This window comes from Variovorax sp. CCNWLW225 (genome assembly GCF_037204045.1).
Classification (GTDB): domain Bacteria; phylum Pseudomonadota; class Gammaproteobacteria; order Burkholderiales; family Burkholderiaceae_C; genus Variovorax.
Genome location: NZ_JBBCBV010000001.1, coordinates 829,201 through 845,352, shown reverse-complemented (window position 1 = coordinate 845,352; position 16,152 = coordinate 829,201). Strand labels below are relative to the sequence as shown.

At 67.4% G+C, this 16,152-nt stretch carries 14 protein-coding genes; 7 read left to right on the top strand and 7 right to left on the bottom strand.

Translation table 11 applies throughout. The features are described 5' to 3' along the window. The first annotated feature begins 12 nt into the window (after positions 1-12). From V9L20_RS04105 to V9L20_RS04095, 3 genes are all read left to right on the top strand, one after another. Positions 13-558, top strand: coding sequence for a DUF3455 domain-containing protein (locus V9L20_RS04105; protein WP_337295583.1), 546 nt, complete (start codon positions 13-15; stop codon positions 556-558). A gap of 97 nt (positions 559-655) precedes the next feature. Then, a complete protein-coding gene (locus V9L20_RS04100) occupies positions 656-1,192 on the top strand; it encodes a hypothetical protein (RefSeq protein ID WP_337295582.1) in 537 nt (178 codons plus the stop codon). An 18-nt stretch (positions 1,193-1,210) separates the two neighbouring features. Continuing rightward, on the top strand, positions 1,211-2,512 hold the full coding sequence (locus V9L20_RS04095; RefSeq protein WP_337295581.1) for a tetratricopeptide repeat protein: 1,302 nt from the start codon (positions 1,211-1,213) through the stop codon (positions 2,510-2,512). A 13-nt stretch (positions 2,513-2,525) separates the two neighbouring features. Here V9L20_RS04095 and V9L20_RS04090 read toward each other — a convergent pair whose 3' ends face one another. Both V9L20_RS04090 and argH read right to left on the bottom strand, forming a co-directional pair. Next, entirely contained in the window at positions 2,526-4,001 is a 1,476-nt protein-coding gene (locus tag V9L20_RS04090; RefSeq protein WP_337295580.1) for a rhomboid family intramembrane serine protease, read from the bottom strand. A gap of 15 nt (positions 4,002-4,016) precedes the next feature. Continuing rightward, entirely contained in the window at positions 4,017-5,414 is a 1,398-nt protein-coding gene (gene argH, locus V9L20_RS04085) for an argininosuccinate lyase (protein WP_337295579.1), read from the bottom strand. A gap of 49 nt (positions 5,415-5,463) precedes the next feature. Between argH and V9L20_RS04080 the strand changes: the two genes are divergently transcribed. From V9L20_RS04080 to V9L20_RS04070, 3 genes are read left to right on the top strand one after another with little or no spacing between them, the layout of a single operon-like run. Continuing rightward, positions 5,464-6,537, top strand: a complete 1,074-nt coding sequence (locus V9L20_RS04080) for a histidine kinase (protein ID WP_443098542.1) — start codon at positions 5,464-5,466, stop codon at positions 6,535-6,537. Continuing rightward, positions 6,534-7,280, top strand: a complete 747-nt coding sequence (locus V9L20_RS04075) for a LytR/AlgR family response regulator transcription factor (protein ID WP_337295578.1) — start codon at positions 6,534-6,536, stop codon at positions 7,278-7,280. Before V9L20_RS04080 ends, V9L20_RS04075 begins: the two co-directional genes overlap by 4 nt. Continuing rightward, positions 7,277-8,533 carry an AI-2E family transporter gene (locus V9L20_RS04070; RefSeq protein ID WP_337295577.1) on the top strand — a complete coding sequence of 419 codons (1,257 nt, stop codon included), beginning with the start codon at positions 7,277-7,279 and terminating at the stop codon, positions 8,531-8,533. The genes V9L20_RS04075 and V9L20_RS04070 overlap by 4 nt, the downstream gene beginning before the upstream one ends. Positions 8,534-8,554: 21 nt before the next feature. On the opposite strand, the gene V9L20_RS04065 is transcribed toward V9L20_RS04070, so the two are convergent. Continuing rightward, complete coding sequence (locus V9L20_RS04065; protein ID WP_337295576.1) at positions 8,555-9,811, bottom strand: MFS transporter; 1,257 nt, start codon at positions 9,809-9,811, stop codon at positions 8,555-8,557. Next, complete coding sequence (locus V9L20_RS04060; protein WP_258504708.1) at positions 9,798-10,322, bottom strand: GNAT family N-acetyltransferase; 525 nt, start codon at positions 10,320-10,322, stop codon at positions 9,798-9,800. Before V9L20_RS04060 ends, V9L20_RS04065 begins: the two co-directional genes overlap by 14 nt. Positions 10,323-10,371: 49 nt before the next feature. Here V9L20_RS04060 and V9L20_RS04055 point away from each other — a divergent pair, with 49 nt between their 5' ends. After that, the gene (locus V9L20_RS04055; protein WP_337295575.1) at positions 10,372-11,349 is read left to right on the top strand and encodes a LysR family transcriptional regulator; all 978 of its coding nucleotides are present in this window, start codon (positions 10,372-10,374) and stop codon (positions 11,347-11,349) included. Here the strand turns inward: V9L20_RS04055 and V9L20_RS04050 are convergent. From V9L20_RS04050 to ppc, 3 genes are all read right to left on the bottom strand, one after another. Then, positions 11,321-12,568, bottom strand: coding sequence for an MFS transporter (locus V9L20_RS04050; RefSeq protein ID WP_337295574.1), 1,248 nt, complete (start codon positions 12,566-12,568; stop codon positions 11,321-11,323). The genes V9L20_RS04055 and V9L20_RS04050 overlap by 29 nt on opposite strands. Before the next feature lie 155 nt (positions 12,569-12,723). Next, on the bottom strand, positions 12,724-13,263 hold the full coding sequence (locus tag V9L20_RS04045) for a hypothetical protein (protein WP_337295573.1): 540 nt from the start codon (positions 13,261-13,263) through the stop codon (positions 12,724-12,726). A gap of 31 nt (positions 13,264-13,294) precedes the next feature. Continuing rightward, the gene (gene ppc / locus V9L20_RS04040) at positions 13,295-16,141 is read right to left on the bottom strand and encodes a phosphoenolpyruvate carboxylase (RefSeq protein WP_337295572.1); all 2,847 of its coding nucleotides are present in this window, start codon (positions 16,139-16,141) and stop codon (positions 13,295-13,297) included. Between the last annotated feature and the right edge of the window lie 11 nt (positions 16,142-16,152).

The following is a 16,152-nucleotide window of genomic DNA, read 5'->3' as shown; positions in this document are numbered from 1 at the left end:
AAGGAACCGACCATGACCATCCGCACCCTGACCGTCCTCGCAGCCGCCGCGGGCCTTGCCGCCTGTTCCGGCATGGGCGCCAAGCCCCCGATGTATTCCCAGGCCGGCCTGCCCGACGCGGTGAAGGTGCCGGCCGGCCACGCCGTAGCCATGGAAACCGTGGGCGCAGGCGACATCACCTACGAATGCCGCGCCAAGGCCAACATGCCCGGCCAGCACGAGTGGGTCTTCGTCGGCCCGGACGCCAGGCTGATGGACCGCGCCGGCAAGCAGGTGGGCAAGTACTACGGCCCGCCGGCCACCTGGGAGAGCATGGACGGCTCCAAGCTCACGGCCACCCAGGTGGCGGTGGCGCCCGCCGGCACCGGCAACATTCCCTACCAGCTGGTGAAGGCCAACCCCGCCATGGGCTCGGGCGCGATGCAGGGCGTGAGCTACATCCAGCGCGTCTCGACCCAGGGCGGCGTGGCACCGGCGGCGGCTTGCGGCGCCTCGAACATGGGCCAGAAGCAGGTCGTGAAATACCAGGCCGACTACATCTTCTACCGCGCCGTCTGAGCGGCTTTCAGGCCCCGTTCACCGCCTCAGGAAACATTCGGCAACGTATACTTCCCCGCAAAATCGGAGCGGAGCGCACCCAGCGTGCGGGCGGGGAATGAAGCAAATTGCGATCGTTGTCGCGCTCTGCGTGGGCGCGTGGTACTTCTTCATCGGCGGGCGCAAGCTCGACGAATCGATGGTGCGCGCGTACTACGAGAAAGAAGCCCACGCCATCTATTCGCGTGACGCCGACAAGCTGTGCAAGCAGCTCAGCAAGAAGGTCGTCATCCAGAGCAAGACGGTGATGATGGGCCGCACCACCGAGACCAGCAGCGACCGCGAACAGGCCTGCGACTCGTTGCGCAAGACTTTCAAGATGTTCGAGTCGGTGGGCGAGCGCATGGGCGGCATTCTCACCATCGAGTACGAGTACCACATCGACAGCATCGAGGTGGCCAGCGACCGCAAGAGCGCGACCGTCGAAGGCACCAGCGTGCTGAAGATGGGCGAGGCGGCCATGCAGTTCAAGAGCACTTTCACGCAGCGGCTGGAGCGCGAGCTGGGCCAGATGCGGCTGGTGCGCGGGGACGACGTGACCGTGGTGCGCATGGGCGGGCGCGGCGCCATGAGCCAGAGCGACTTCTTCAAGTAAGCGCGGAGCGTCGCCACCATGCTCGTCAACGACTCGCTGCCGCCCCCGCCGCCGTTCTGGCACCGCCTCAACAGCTTCTTCGCCTTTCCGTTCCAGCTGCGGCCGCTGATGTACGGCCTGGTGCTCGCGTTCTGCAGCCTGCTGTTCGAGGCCATTCCTTTTCTGCATCCCGGCCTGTCGCTGATCGTGATCGAACTGGGCATCGTGCTGGCGGCCAGCCGCTACGGCTTCAAGGTGACCGCGCTCGGCTCGCGAGGCATCTGGCGTTCGGAAGATTTTCCGCGCGAGCTGAATGAAGACTGGGTCAACCTGCCGTGGAAGCTGTTTGCCATTTCGGTGGTGCAGGGCGCGCTGATCGGCTGGCTGGCCTGGTACGAGCCGGTGCTGGGCACCGTCGGGGTGTTCGTGGTGTCGTTCACGTTTCCGGCCGCGGTGATCGTGCTGGTGCAGTCGGGCAGCTTTTTCCAGGCCATGAATCCCGGCCACGTGATGGATGCGATGCGCATCATCGGCTGGCCGTATGCGCTGCTGTGCTTCTTCCTGTTTCTGTTGAGCGCGGGTGCGCAGATTGCCATTGGCATGGTGCTGCCGATGATCGACGGCCTCATCGTGCTGCCGATCGCCAATTTCGCGTTCATCTACTTCGGCTGGGTGATGGCCAGCCTGCTCGGCTACGTGATGTACCAGCACCATGACGCGTTCGGCATCGACCTGCTGCCCGGCGGCGGGGTGGACGACGGCGCGCCGGTGGACCGCCGCACGCCCGAGCAGATTGCCGCGCAGCGCACCGATGCCGAAGTGGCGCAGCTGGTGACCGACGGCGACGTGGCCGGTGCGCTGGGCGTGGCCTACGAGGCGCAGCGCGTGGCGGCGGCCGACGACCTGGCGGCGCAGCGCCGCTACCACCGCGTGCTGCTGCTTGTGCCCGACAAGGCGTCCACCTTGCTCGACCATGCGCGCCGCTACATCCCGCTGCTGCTGCGGCGCGACCTGGCGTCCGAAGCGCTCAAGGTTTTCAAGGCCTGCCGCGAAAAAGACAAGGCCTTTGCGCTGGACGACGCGCCCACGGTCATGACGCTGGCAAAAGCCGAATGGCGCAATGGCGATGCGCATGCCGCGCTGGCGCTGCTGTCGGGCTTCGACCGGCGCTTTCGCGGGCACGCGGCCATTCCGCAAGCCTACGAGCTGGCAGCCAGGGTGCTGGTGCAGGGGCTGGGCCGCGCCGACATGGCGCAGCCGATCCTGAAGACCCTCGAATCGCGCTTTCCGGACAGCGAGCAGACGCAGGAAGTGCGCTGGCTGCTGCGGCCCACGGCCTGATCTTCGGCCGAGGCTAGGCGCGCTCGAGGGCGCGCGTCACCATGTCGTTGGGCGCAAGCCGCAGCAGATGCGGCAGCCAGCCCTTGGCCATTTCGCGCTCGCCGGCATGCAGCAATCCGTTGGCACAGGCTGACAGCGTATCGGCCAGTTCCGGATGGTCGGGCGCGGTCTTCAGCAGCACGCGGCACAGCTTGTCGGCGTCCTGGAACTGGCGCACGCGCGTGAAGCGCCGGGCGAGCCGGGCCATGTCGTCGGGCTTCAGGCGCGCGCCGGGCTTGGCCTGGTCGAGGTAGGTGGTGTAGCTGGCGTGCTGCAGCGCCAGCGTGTCGGGGTCGGTGGCGGGCAGGCGGAAGATGCGGCGCGCGGCCTGGTGAAAGTCTTCGCTCGCGGGCTGCAGCCGCGCGGTGTTGAACCAGGCGCGCAGTGTGTCGGTGTCGCCAGGTTGCAATGCGGCGGCGGCGCGCCATTCGGCGGCGGCGGCCTCGAACTTCATGGCGGCGCCCAGCCGCCGCGCCGCGGCCACGTGGCCGTTGAACTCCTCGTCGCCGTTCGACTGTTCCGAAGCCACGGTCTCCGGCGTCTTCACGCGGTTCAGCGCCATGGCGCAGGCCATCAGCGCTGCGCCGGTCAAAAGGCCGCCCAGGTGCGCCATGTAGGCAATGCCCTGGCCGCCCACCGCGTGCTGGAGCAATTCATTGGCAATCCACGCCGGCAGCAGCAGCAGGGCCGGCGCCGTGACGTAGTTGAAATAGAAGAACAGCTGGTAGAAGAACCGGATGCGCCGCAGCCGGTACATCACCGCGTACATGCCCATCAGCGCCGACACCGCACCCGAGGCGCCCAGGCCGTAGCTGCCCTTGCCCGCATAGGCCCAGTCGGCCAGCACCGAAGCGCCCACCGCACCCAGGATGTAGAAGCTCAGGTAGGTGCCGCGGCCCAGCGCCAGCTCGACCGAAAAGCCGAACAGGAAGAGGAACAGCATGTTGCCCAGCAGGTGCCCCGTGCTGCCGTGCAGGAAGGCGGCGGTCACCCAGGTCCACGGCTTGAACTCCGCGTCCTTGGTGTAGTCCTGCGCCCAGCGCTCGGTGAACGGCGCGGGCTGCATCGATTCGTACTGCTGGCGGTCGCGCTTCCACTCGGCGTACCCAGGGTTCGCGGGTGTGACCACGCCATCTGCCCGCAGCTTTTGCAGGAACGCTTTTTCCTGCTGCATGCCGTCGAGCAGCGGCCCTGTCTGCTTGCGGGCCAGCAGCCGCTGCGCGGCCTTGGCACGGGGCGAACGCGTTTCCTCGAGCCACGCCACGAAAGGCGGCAGCTCCAGCTCGGGCAGCACGCTCTGCGCGTAGTAGTGGGCCGCGCGTTCGTCGGCCTTTTCTTCACTGCGCTGCGGCCCCCAGAACACGATCATGTTCACGAGGATCAGCAGCACCGTCATCCACGGTGGGTTGCGCCAGCTCGGTTTGTTCTCGAGCGGGATGGCGTAGAACAAGCGGGGCCTTGAAGATCAGGCGAGGCGTGCGCGATGGCGGGCGATCTGCGCCTTGACCTGCGCCGGCGCGGTACCGCCAAGGATGTTGCGCGCGTTGAGCGAGCCGCGCAGGCTCAGCACGTCGTACACGTCCTTCTCGATCTTCGGATTGAACTGCTGCAGCACCGCCAGGGGCAGTTCCGCCAGGTCGACCTTGTGCGAGGTGGCGGCTTTCACGGCATGGGCCACGATTTCGTGCGCGTCGCGGAAGGGCAGGCCCTTCTTCACGAGGTAGTCGGCCAGGTCGGTGGCGGTGGCGTAGCCGCGCAGCGCGGCGGCCTCCATCGCCTCGGGCTTCACGGTGATGCCGCCGATCATCTCGGCGAAGATGCGCAGCGTGTCCTTGAGCGTGTCGACGGTGTCGAACAGCGGCTCCTTGTCTTCCTGGTTGTCCTTGTTGTAGGCCAGCGGCTGGCCCTTCATCAGGGTGATGAGCGCCATCAGGTGACCGACCACGCGGCCGGTCTTGCCGCGCGCCAGCTCGGGCACGTCCGGGTTCTTCTTCTGCGGCATGATCGAAGAGCCGGTCGTGAAGCGGTCGGCGATCTGGATGAAGCCGAAGTTCTGGCTCATCCAGAGAATGAGCTCCTCGCTCATGCGGCTGATGTGCACCATGCACAGGCTGGCGGCGGCGGTGAACTCGATGGCAAAGTCGCGGTCGCTCACCGCGTCCAGGCTGTTCTGGCACACGCCGTCCATCTTCAGGGTCTTGGCGACCAACTCGCGGTCGAGCGGGTAGCTGGTGCCGGCCAGTGCGGCGGCACCCAGCGGCAGGCGGTTCACGCGCTTGCGCACGTCCTGCAGGCGCTCGGCGTCGCGGCTGAACATTTCCACGTAGGCCAGCATGTGGTGGCCAAAGCTCACCGGCTGCGCCACCTGCAGGTGCGTGAAGCCGGGCAGGATGACCTCGACGTTCTTTTCGGCGATGTCCACCAGCGAAACCTGCAGCGCGACGAGCAGTTCGGCAATCAGGTCGATTTCGCCGCGCAGCCACAGGCGCACGTCGGTCGCGACCTGGTCGTTGCGGCTGCGGCCGGTGTGCAGGCGCTTGCCGGCATCGCCCACGAGCTGGGTCAGCCGGGCCTCGATGTTCAGGTGCACGTCTTCGAGGTCGAGTTTCCACTCGAAGGCGCCCGATTCGATTTCAGCGCGGATCTGCGCCATCCCACGTTCGATTTCGGCGTGGTCCTGCTTGGCGATGATGCCTTGGGCGGCCAGCATGCCGGCATGCGCCAGCGAACCCTCGATGTCGGCCTGCCACAGACGCTTGTCGAAGAACACGCTGGCGGTGTAGCGCTTCACGAGGTCGCTCATGGGTTCGGAGAACAGGGCCGACCAGGCTTCGGATTTCTTGTCGAGTTGGTTTTGGGTCATGGGAGCCGTTCGAGAGGCAATAATGGGTTGGTTACCCAATGTATCTGTGATGCGCAACCCGGCGATTTTATCGGCCACCTCCAACCCCACGCCTCCGTCCTCGCCGGAAAGAGGGCGTTTGCCTGCGCGCGGCGGTTCCGGGCTGTTCGACGCCTGCCAGATCGGCGTGGTCCTGCGCGCGGTTCTCTTCGTCGAGGCGCTGGTGGCAACCGCCACGCTTTTCGTATCGTCCTCCCCGGGCGAATGGCTGGTGCAGACCGCCACCGTCACCGGCGGTGCCCTGCCCGCTACGCTTCTTTGGCTGGTGGCGGCCTGCGCGCTCAAGAAGCCGCTCGGGCGCCTGCCGCGGCAGGCGCAGTACGCGGCGGGCGCCGTTCTGGGAGCCGTTTCGGCGCTCTACGGCTGCGGGCTCTTGCGACTGACCGGCGTTCTGGGCACGGCACCGTGGCTGGCCAGCGCCGTGGCGGGTGCCTTCATCGCCGGCATGGTCATGGCGGCCATGGTGCTGCGCGCGCGCGGCCAGACGCCCGCCGCCATGACCGCCCGGCTCGAGGAACTGCAATCGCGCATCCGCCCGCACTTTCTGTTCAACACCCTCAACAGCGCCATTGCACTGGTGCGCGAAGAGCCCGCCAAGGCCGAGACCATGCTGGAAGACCTGGCCGAGCTGTTTCGCCAGGCGCTGGCCGACCCCGGCGAATCGGGCACGCTGGCCGACGAAATCGCGCTGGCCGAGCGCTACCTGGCCATCGAGCAGGTGCGTTTCGGCGACCGCCTGCGCATTCGCTGGGACCTCGATGCCGCGGCCAGCAGCGCGCGCCTGCCGCCGCTGCTGCTGCAGCCGCTGGTGGAAAACGCCATCAAGCACGGCGTGGAGCCCAGCCCCGAAGGCGCCAGGCTGCGCATTCGCACCGAGCGCCGGGGCGATGTGGTGGTGATCGAGGTGGTCAACAGCCTGCCGCCCCTGCGCTGGGCCGACGAGCCTTTGCCGCGCGGCCACGGCATTGCATTGGCCAACGTGCGCGACCGGCTGCGGCTGCTGCACGACATGCAGATGCAGTTCAGCGCCGGCATGGACCAGAAGAACTACCGCGTGCGCATTGCCATTCCCGCCGAATCATGACCCTCAAGACCCTGATCGTCGACGACGAAACCCTTGCGCGTTCCCGGCTGCGCACCTTGCTGCGCGACTGCCGCTCGCCCGCGGCCGAAGTGGTGGCCGAGGCGGCCCAGGGCGCGGAGGCGCAGCAATACCTGGCGAGCATGGCGCTCGACCTGGTGCTGCTCGACGTCCACATGCCCGGCGTCGACGGCATCGAGGTGGCGCGCATGCTGCGCGAACAGGCGGACGCGCCGGCCGTGGTGTTCGTGACCGCCCATGCGGCCCATGCGGTCACGGCGTTCGACCTCGATGCGGTCGACTACCTGACCAAGCCGGTGCGGGCCGAACGCCTGCAGCAGGCGCTGCAAAAGGCCGAGCGTTTTCTGAAGGAGCGGCGGGCGCTGCAGGCCAACGCCGTGCAGGAGAGCGTGCTCATTCAAGACCGGGGCCGCGCCGAGCGGGTGCCGCTTTCGGAGGTGCTCTACCTGAAGTCGGAATACAAGTACCTCACGGTGCGCACCGCCACGCGCAGCCACATCCTGGACGGTTCGCTGAACGAATTCGAAGAGCGATACCCGGGGCGCTTTTTGCGCGTGCACCGCAATGCGCTGGTGGCGCGTACAGCCATCCGTGCACTGGAGAAATACGATGACGGGGAAGACGCCGAAGGCTGGGCCTTGCGGCTCGACGCGATTCCCGAACCCGTCGCGGTTTCGCGGCGGCAACTGGCTGCAGTGCGCGAAGTGCTGAAGGAAGCCCGATGACCGACGACAAGAAAACCGCCGACGAGACAACGGCAGGACAGCCTCCGCCTGAGGCTGCCGAAACCCCGCCCGAACTGCCCCCTGAGCCCGTTGCGGCGCCTCCGCCGCAAGCCGCCGCCCCCGAGCCTGAACCGGAGACCGAGCCCCAGCGCATGCTGCTGCACATGCCGGTCGATGTGCGCAGCGCCTCGCTGGTGGTGCTTGCGGTGCTGGCCGGTGTCTTCGCGCTGCGATGGGCTTCGGCGGTCTTCATTCCGCTGATGGTGAGCCTGCTGCTGAGCTATGCGCTGTCGCCCCTGGTCGACCGGCTGGAGCACTGGAAGGTGCCGCGCTGGATCGGCGCCACGGTGATCCTACTGGGCCTGACCGGCGGCCTGGGCTGGACGGGCTATTCGCTGTCGGGCAGCGCCTCGGAGCTGCTCGATTCGCTGCCGGTTGCCGCGCAAAAGCTGCGGCAGGCCACGCGCAGCAACAAGAGCGCCACCGCCACGCCGCTCGACAGCGTGCAGCAGGCTGCCGCGCAGCTCGAACGCGCGGCCGAGGAAAATTCGGCCCGCGTTGCGGCCCGCAAAGGCGTGGCGCGCGTCGTCATCGAGCGGCCGGCCTTCAATGTGCGCGAGTACCTGTGGAGCGGCACCGTCGGGCTGCTGGCCGCCGCGGGGCAGTTCACGCTGGTGATCTTTCTGACCTTCTTCGCGCTGTGTTCGGGCAACACGTTCCGGCGCAAGCTGATCAAGATCACCGGCCCCAGCCTCGAAAAGAAAAAGATCACCGTGCACGTGCTGGACGACATCACGCGCAACATCGAGCGCTACCTGCTGGTGCAGATACTCACCAGCGTGCTGGTCGGTGTGGCCACGGGGCTCGCTTTCTGGAGCCTGGGGCTGGAGAACGCTGCCGTGTGGGGCATTGTTGCGGCGGTGACCAACCTCATTCCGTACATCGGTTCCGTCATTGTCATGGCCGCCGCGGGGCTGGTGGCCTTCCTGCAGTTCAACACGCTTGAAATGGGGCTGCTGGTGGCCGGCACGTCGCTGCTCATCCACACCCTGGTGGGCAACCTGCTCCTGCCGTGGCTCACCAGCCGCACCAGCCGCATGAACCCGGTGGCGGTGTTCGTCGGCGTGATCTTCTGGGGTTGGCTCTGGGGCGTGTGGGGGCTGCTGCTGGGCATTCCCATCACCATGGTGGTCAAGTCGATCTGCGACCGGGTGGAAGACCTGCAACCGATCGGGGAGCTGCTGGGAGACTAGGCAGGTGGCGCCACAAGGGCTTCAGCCGGGCCGGGCGCTGGCCTGGTTCAGCCTCGAGAAGCGCACGATCATCCACGGTCCGAGCAGCGCACCCAGGCCGACGGAGCTCCATGCCGCGACCCAGCCGTAGGTCCTGCCGGAGCCGAAGTGCGACTGTCCCCAGTCCAGCGCCAAGCCGAACACCCAGGGGCTCAAGGCACCGGCGCCGAAGCCCATCACCGAGCGCACGGAGTACGCCACGCCCAGGCGGTGCGGCGCCACCACGTCGGCCAGCGCGGTCGAATAGACCGACGAGTCGGCGATGGCAAGCAGGTTGTAGATGGCGGCCATCGCGGCCAGCAACCACAGCGGCCAGGTCCACATCCAGCCGAAGCTGAACGACATGCACAGGCTGGCCACCGTGGCAACCATCATGATTCGCGCACGGCCGAACCGGTCGGACGCGGCGCCGCCCGCGATGCTGCCGAACACGCTCACCAGGTGCGCAAGCGCGGCCAGTGCAATGCCCGCGCCTTGCCACGGCGCGCTACCGCCCGCGGACGCCACGAGGTAGGCGGGCAGCCACGCCCACAGGGCCATCAGCTCCCAGCAATGAAAGGCGTAGGCCCAGTTGCCGGCCATCGCGGGCTTGTCGCGCACCGTTTCGCGCAGCGCCTGCCAAGTGCCATCGCGCGGCGTGCCGGCACTGGCGGGCGGTGCGGGTGGGCGCATGCGCCGCAGCGCGGGCAGGGTCAGCAATGCACCCGCCAAGGTGCAGCCCGCCGCCACGAACAGCCCGAGCCGCCAGTGCTGCACATGGCTCAACACCGCCACCACCGCGAGCGACAAGGCATAGCCCATCGACGCCGCGCCGAGAAACAGCCCCATCGCGCGGCCGCGCACGGCGGGTTGGGTGTTGCGCGCCAGGAGCTGCAGGCCGGGCGTGTACGAGGCGCCTGCGCACAGCCCCGTCAGGCCGTAGAGCAGCATGGCCGAACGATGGTCGTGCGCGAACACCGCGAAAGCCGCTGCCGCCACAGCACTTATGACGCTGCCGATGAGGAACACGCGGTGTGGGCCGAAGCGATCGGCCAGCAGCCCCACGGCGAACAGCGAGCTCATGTAGCCGAGGTGCCAGGCGCTCTGGATGGAACCTGCCTGCGCGGCCGTCATGTGCCAGTCGGCCATCATGAACGGCAGCACGCCGGAGTAGGCGGTGACGATCATTGCCTGCAGCAGCCGGCTCGCGCACAGCAGCGCCAGCCATCCGCGTGCGGGTGCGTCCTCAGCGCAGTGCACGTTGCATGAGCACGGTGTCGACCCACTGCCCGAACTTGAAGCCCACGTTGCGCAGCACGCCCACCATCTCGAAGCCGAGGCTTTGGTGCAGGCGCTGCGATCCGGCATTGGCGCTGTTGCCGACCACCGCCACCATCTGCGTGAAGCCGCCATCGGTGCAGCGCCCGATCACCGCCTGAAGCAGCGCCTTGCCGATGCCGCGGCCCTGCATGCCTTGCGCGATGTAGACCGAATCCTCCACCGTGTGGCGGTACGCGGACCGGCTGCGGTAGGGGCTTGCATAGGCATAGCCGGCCACCTCGCCGTCCTTCATTGCCACGAGGTAGGGCAGGCCGCGTGCAAGCACGTCGGCGCGCCGCGCTTGCATCTGCTGGACGGTGGGAACCTCTTCCTCGAAGGAGCACAGGTCGTGCAGCACGTAGTGGCTGTAGATGGCCTGCACCGCGGGCATGTGGTGCGGTTCGGCGTCGAGGATCTCCAAGGAGGTGGAGGCGAGAGTCTGTGAGGGCATGCCCCGGATCTTGACGCTGCTTCATGGATAAGTGAAGCTTGGCCAGCCTATGCAAAGCATAAGGAATACTTTGGAAAAGACATTGAACCTCGACCAGTTGAAGTCCTTCGGGCTGGTCATTGAAACCGGCAGCTTCTCCGCCGCGGCCGACAGGCTCGGCCTTACGCAGCCGGCGGTAAGCCTGCAGATCCGCCAACTGGAGCGCAAGCTGGCCGTGCGCCTGGTGGAGCGTGTGGGCCGGCAGGCCAAGGCCACGCCCGCCGGTGCGGCACTGCTGCTGCACGCCCAGCACATCGAGACCGCGGTGGAGAACGCCATCGACGCGTTGGCGGACCACACCAGCGGCGTGACGGGCCGTGTTCGGCTGGGCACCGGCGCAACGGCCTGCCTTTATTTCCTGCCGGGCTTGCTGCGCGGCCTGCGGGAGCAGTTTCCGGCGCTCGGCATCGTGGTGAGCACCGGCAACACCGACGACCAGGTCCGCAAGGTGGAAGAAAACAGCATCGACCTCGCACTGGTCACGCTGCCGGCGGCGGGCCGCTCGCTGAGCGTGCTGCCGGTGCTCGACGACGAGTTCGTCGCCATCGGCCGCGGCGACCTCGCGCCGCTGAAAGCCCGCGTGGGGCCTGCCGACCTGGCCGCGCTGCCGCTGGTGCTGTTCGAGCCTGCGGCCAACACGCGCAAGCTGGTCGACCGGTGGTTTGCCGCCGAAGGCCTGCAGCCGCAGCCCGTCATGGAGCTAGGCAGTGTCGAGGCCATGAAGGAGATGGTGGCCGCGGGGCTGGGCTACGGCATCGTGCCGCGCATGTCCATGGCGGGCCGCGGCGCCCACCCCGGGTTGAAGACAAGCCGGCTGAGCCCGGGCATGCACCGCACGCTGGCCATCGTGATCCGGCGTGACAAGCCGGTCAGCAAGGCCCTGCGCGTGGTGCTCGATGCGATTCTTGCGGCGGGCAAGAAGGGGAGTTCGGCCTTTACTCCGGCCGTTATTCCGGCCGTCACTCCGGCGAAAAGGCCGAAGACGTAGCCCGTGCCGCGCCGCCGGGTGCGCGGCCCAGCGTTCCGACGATGAGCGCGGCAACCAGCACCAGCGCGCCGCTGAGCACCATCGCGCTCGAGATGCCGTAGTTGTCGACCGTCACGCCGCCGATCAGCGCGCCCGAGGCAATGGCCACCTGGAAGCCGCTCACCAGCAGTGCTTGTCCGGCCTCGGGTGCATCAGGCACCGCTTCCATCATCCAGCCCGTGAGCGCCACCGGAATCAGGCCGAAGGCCACGCCCCAGATGAAGACCACGACCGCGCCCGCGACGAAGCCGCTGCCGATCACCGTCGAGAGCAGCAGCGCGGTTGCCAGCATCAGCGCCGCGAGCAGGGTGGTGCCGCGCACACTGCGCGCCACCAGGCTACCGCCCAGGAATGTGCCGATGAAGCCCACGGCGCCGTACACCAGCAGCAGCGTGGAGACGGAGTGCGGCGCCAGGCCGAACACCTGCTGCAACAGCGGCTTCAGGTAGGTATAGGCGGCGAAATGGCCGGCAATGAAGAACAGCACGGCAAGCAGGCCGACCTGCGCCATGCGGCGCGTCAACGGCGTGAGCAGGTCGCGTGCGCCGATGGCGCGCACCGGCGGTATCGCGGGCAGCAGCCACAGCTGCACCAGCAGCACGACCGCGGCAAGCGCGCCGGTCACCGCGAACGAGGCGCGCCAGCCGAACAGCGTTCCAAGCAGGGAACCGGCGGGCACGCCGAGCACCGTGGCCGCGGACACGCCCGCCAGCACAAGCGACATGGCCCGCGCCTTCGAGGCTTGCGGCACCAGTTGCGTGGCTGCCGCCGGTGCAAAGGTCCAGAAGCCGCCCACGCACAGGCCCAGCATGAGCCGCGCAACCAGCATGGTGGCGAAGTTGGGCGCAAAGGCCGCCAGCAGGTTCGATGCGATCAGCAGCGTGGTGAGCGCGATCAGCACCGTGCGCCGGTCCAGGCGACCCGAAGCGACGATGAGCCCGGGTCCTGCGAGAGCGGCAAGCACGCCTGGCATGGTGATCATGAGCCCCGCCGTGCCGTCCGACACATCGAGCCCGCGGGCGATGTCGGTCAGAAGGCCGATGGGCATGAACTCGGTCGAAACCATTGCAAAGGTGCCGACGGCAATCGAGCTGACGGCCAGCCAGGCCGAACGGGTCGTCTTGACCGGCTCCGGCGACAGATCGTCGATGCAGGGGTTGCTGCTGGGTGAATTCATCATGGGAGGGTCCTGGAGTCGCACCGGCCAAAAAGGCGCGCGCCGATGCGTTGTTGCGAAAGGCTGTCCAGTGTCGAAGCGGACGGACTCTTCACAAAGGGCCTTGCCGGCAGTAGTCAGTTTCCCGGCGGCGAACAATCGCCGGTTTCAGCGCAACCTCAGGTGGCCGCCGAGCGATGCTGCAGCACCCGTCCGTCGGCGATGAAAGAGTCGCCGACCAGTACACGAAAGACCGCACCGTCGGGCAATCGCGCGCTTGCCGTCTCTGGCGTCAGCAGCTCGACGTCGAGCGCGTGCGGCTTTCCGCGTTCGAGCTGCGCGCCGTGCGGCACGAGCCAGCGCGCGGAAAAGCCTTCGTTGCCGATCACCAGCGCGCAGCGGTATTCGCCGGCCGCCAACGGCACGTCGTGCGAAGGCAGCGCTGGCGGGCGCAGCGTGAGTTCGACGGAAAGATGCGGCGTGAAGACGCGCGCCGAATCGAAGGTCGGAGGCTGCGCTGGCGGTGCACGCCGCGGCAGCTTGCCGATGAGCCACGCGATGACGTTGCCGATGATCGGCACCCACAACACCATCAGCAGCGTGCCGATGTCGCGCGTGGTCGAGCCGGGTGTTGCGTAGTGCCGCACGACCGCGCCGCCGACAGCCACGCACAGCAGAACGGCGACGATCAGCTTGCGCCGGGACTGTATGGTGCTCATGGCGGAGCGGTTGCCTGTGCGTTCACTCGCATCAGCCCGTGTTGCGCAAGCCGGCCGCCACCCCGTTGATCGAAATGTGGATGCCCCGCTGCAGTCGCTCGCCGCCTTCGCCCGCGCGGTAGCGCCGCATCAGCTCGACCTGCAGGTGATGCAGCGGATCGATGTACGGAAAGCGGTGGCGCACCGAGCGCTGCATCTCGGCGTTGCCTTCGAGGCGCTGCTTGGCGCCGGTGATCAGCGTGAGCGCGTCGGAGGTGCGATGCCATTCGGTGTCGATCATCGAGAACACCTTCTGGCGCAGCTTGCGATCGCCTACCAGTTCGGCATAGCGCGAAGCCAAGGCGAGATCGCTCTTGGCAAGCACCATGTCCATGTTGGAGAGCAGGGTGCGAAAGAACGGCCACTGCGCATACATGCGGCGCAGCAGCGCCACGCGCTCCTTGCGCGCAGCCGGTGTGCCGGCCGACGCGAGGAACTGCTCCACGCCCGAGCCGAAGCCGAACCAGCCCGGTATGGTGAGCCGGCACTGGCCCCAACTGAAGCTCCATGGCACGGCGCGCAGGTCGTCGATCTTGTGGCTCGGGTTGCGCGATGCGGGGCGTGAGCCGATGTTGAGTTCGGCAATTTCGCGAATCGGTGTGGAGCCAAAGAAGTAGTCGCCGAAGCCTGGGGTTTCGTAGACCAGCTTGCGGTACGCCGCCATGCTCGCGGTCGACAGCTCCGCCGCCGCCGAAAGAAAGGTGGCGGGGGCCGACTTGCCCTGCGGCAGCAGCGTGGCTTCGAGCGTGGCGGCCACCAGTGTCTCGAGGTTGCGCCGGCCGATCTCGCGGTTGGCGTATTTCGAGCCGATGACTTCGCCCTGTTCGGTCAGACGGATCTGGCCACGCACCGTGCCCGGCGGCTGCGCGAGGATGGCCTGGTAGCTCGGGCCGCCGCCGCGTCCCACCGTGCCGCCGCGGCCATGGAACATGCGCAGGCGGATGGGGATGGTCTTCTTTTTCTTGTTGAGCTCGTCGAACAGCGACACCAGCGCAATGCCGGCGCGGTAGAGCTCCCAGTTGCTGGTGAAGATGCCGCCGTCCTTGTTGCTGTCGCTGTAGCCGAGCATCACGTCCTGCTCAGCGCCGGAGCGTTCGATCAGCTCTGCAATGCCGGGCAGGGCGTAGAAGGCGCGAACGATGGGGGCGGCATTGCGCAGGTCTTCGATGGTTTCGAACAGCGGCACCACGATCAGGTCGCAGGTTGCGTTGCTGTTCATTGCACCGCGCAGCAGGCCCACTTCCTTTTGCAGCAGCAAGGCCTCGAGCAGGTCGCTCACCGTTTCGGTGTGGCTGATGATGTAGTGGCGAATGGCCGCCGCGCCGTAGCGTGCACGCGCGGTGCGCGCGGCCGCGAAGATCGCGAGTTCGCTCTGTGCGAGCGGCGAATATTCGGCATCGGGCACGCGCAGCGGACGTGCATCGTCGAGCAGCTTGAGCAGCAATTGCTGCTTGGCTTCTTCGGCCAGCGACGCATACGAGGGCTCGATGCGCGCGGTGGCCAGCAGTTCGGCAATCACGGCCTCGTGCTTGTCGGAGCTCTGGCGCAGGTCGACAGTGGCCAGGTGAAAACCGAACACCTCGACCGCGCGGATCAACGGCCGCAGGCGCGGCGCGGCGAGCACGCTGCCGTGCTTTTCGTTGAGCGACTCTTCCACGGTGCGAAGGTCGGCCAGGAATTCTTCGGCCGCGGTGTAGGGGTTTTGCGGCGGCACCGCGTGGCGTGCCGCCTCGCCGCCGGTCAGGTCGCGCAGCGTGGCCGCAAGGCGTGCATACACGCCCGTGAGTGCGCGGCGGTAGGGCTCGTCCTTGCGGTGCTCGCTGGTGTCGGGCGAACGCTCGGCCAGCGCCTGCATCTCGACCGACACATCGACCAGCGTGGCCGACAGCGAGAGCTCTCCGCCGAGGTAGTGCACTTCGGTCAGGTAGTGGCGCAGCGCCAGCTCGGCCTGACGGCGCAATGCGTACTCGAGCGTTTCGGCCGTGACGTTCGGGTTGCCGTCGCGGTCGCCGCCGATCCACTGGCCCATGCGCAGGAAGGGCGCCACCGAGGGCACCACGCCGTTCTGGCCCAAGGTCTTTTCCAGGTCGGCATAGACGCGCGGTATTTCGCGAAGGAAGGTGGCTTCGTAGTAGCTCAGCGCGTTTTCGATTTCGTCGGCCACGGTGAGCTTGGAGAAGCGCAGCAGGCGCGTCTGCCAGATCTGCGTGACGCGGATGCGCATCTGTGTTTCGTTCTCGGCAAATTCGAGCGGCGTGAGCGCGTCCTTGCCGCCCGCGTAAGCGTTCTGGCGCAGCTTGATTTCATCGCGCGTCGTGAGCAACTGCGCAATGGCGCGCTCGGCGTCGAGGATGCTCTTGCGCTGCACTTCGGTGGGGTGCGCGGTGAGCACCGGCGACACGTAGCTGTGCGCGAGGGAGGCGACCACTTCGTCGGGCTTGACGCCGGCCTTGCGGATGCGTGCAAGAGCGGTCTGCAGGTCGCCGTCGGCGCTCTCGCCGGCACGCTCGGCCTCGGTGCGGCGGCGAATCAGGTGCCGGTCTTCCGCCAGGTTGGCCAGGTGGCTGAAGTAGGTGAAGGCGCGAATCACGCGCACTGTTTCGGCCGCGCTCAGGCCCTTGAGCAGGTTCTTGAGTGCGCGGTCGGCCGCATGGTCCGCGTCACGCCTGAAAGCCACCGAGAGCGTTCGGATCTTCTCGACCAGCGCGTAGCTTTCTTCGCCCTCCTGCTCGCGGATGACGTCGCCGAGGATGCGGCCCAACAGCCGGATGTCGTCGATCAGTGGCTGGTCTTCGGCTTGCCGGCGCTTGGCGGGCGCAGGAGTCTTGCTGGCTTTCATTCGATGTTTTT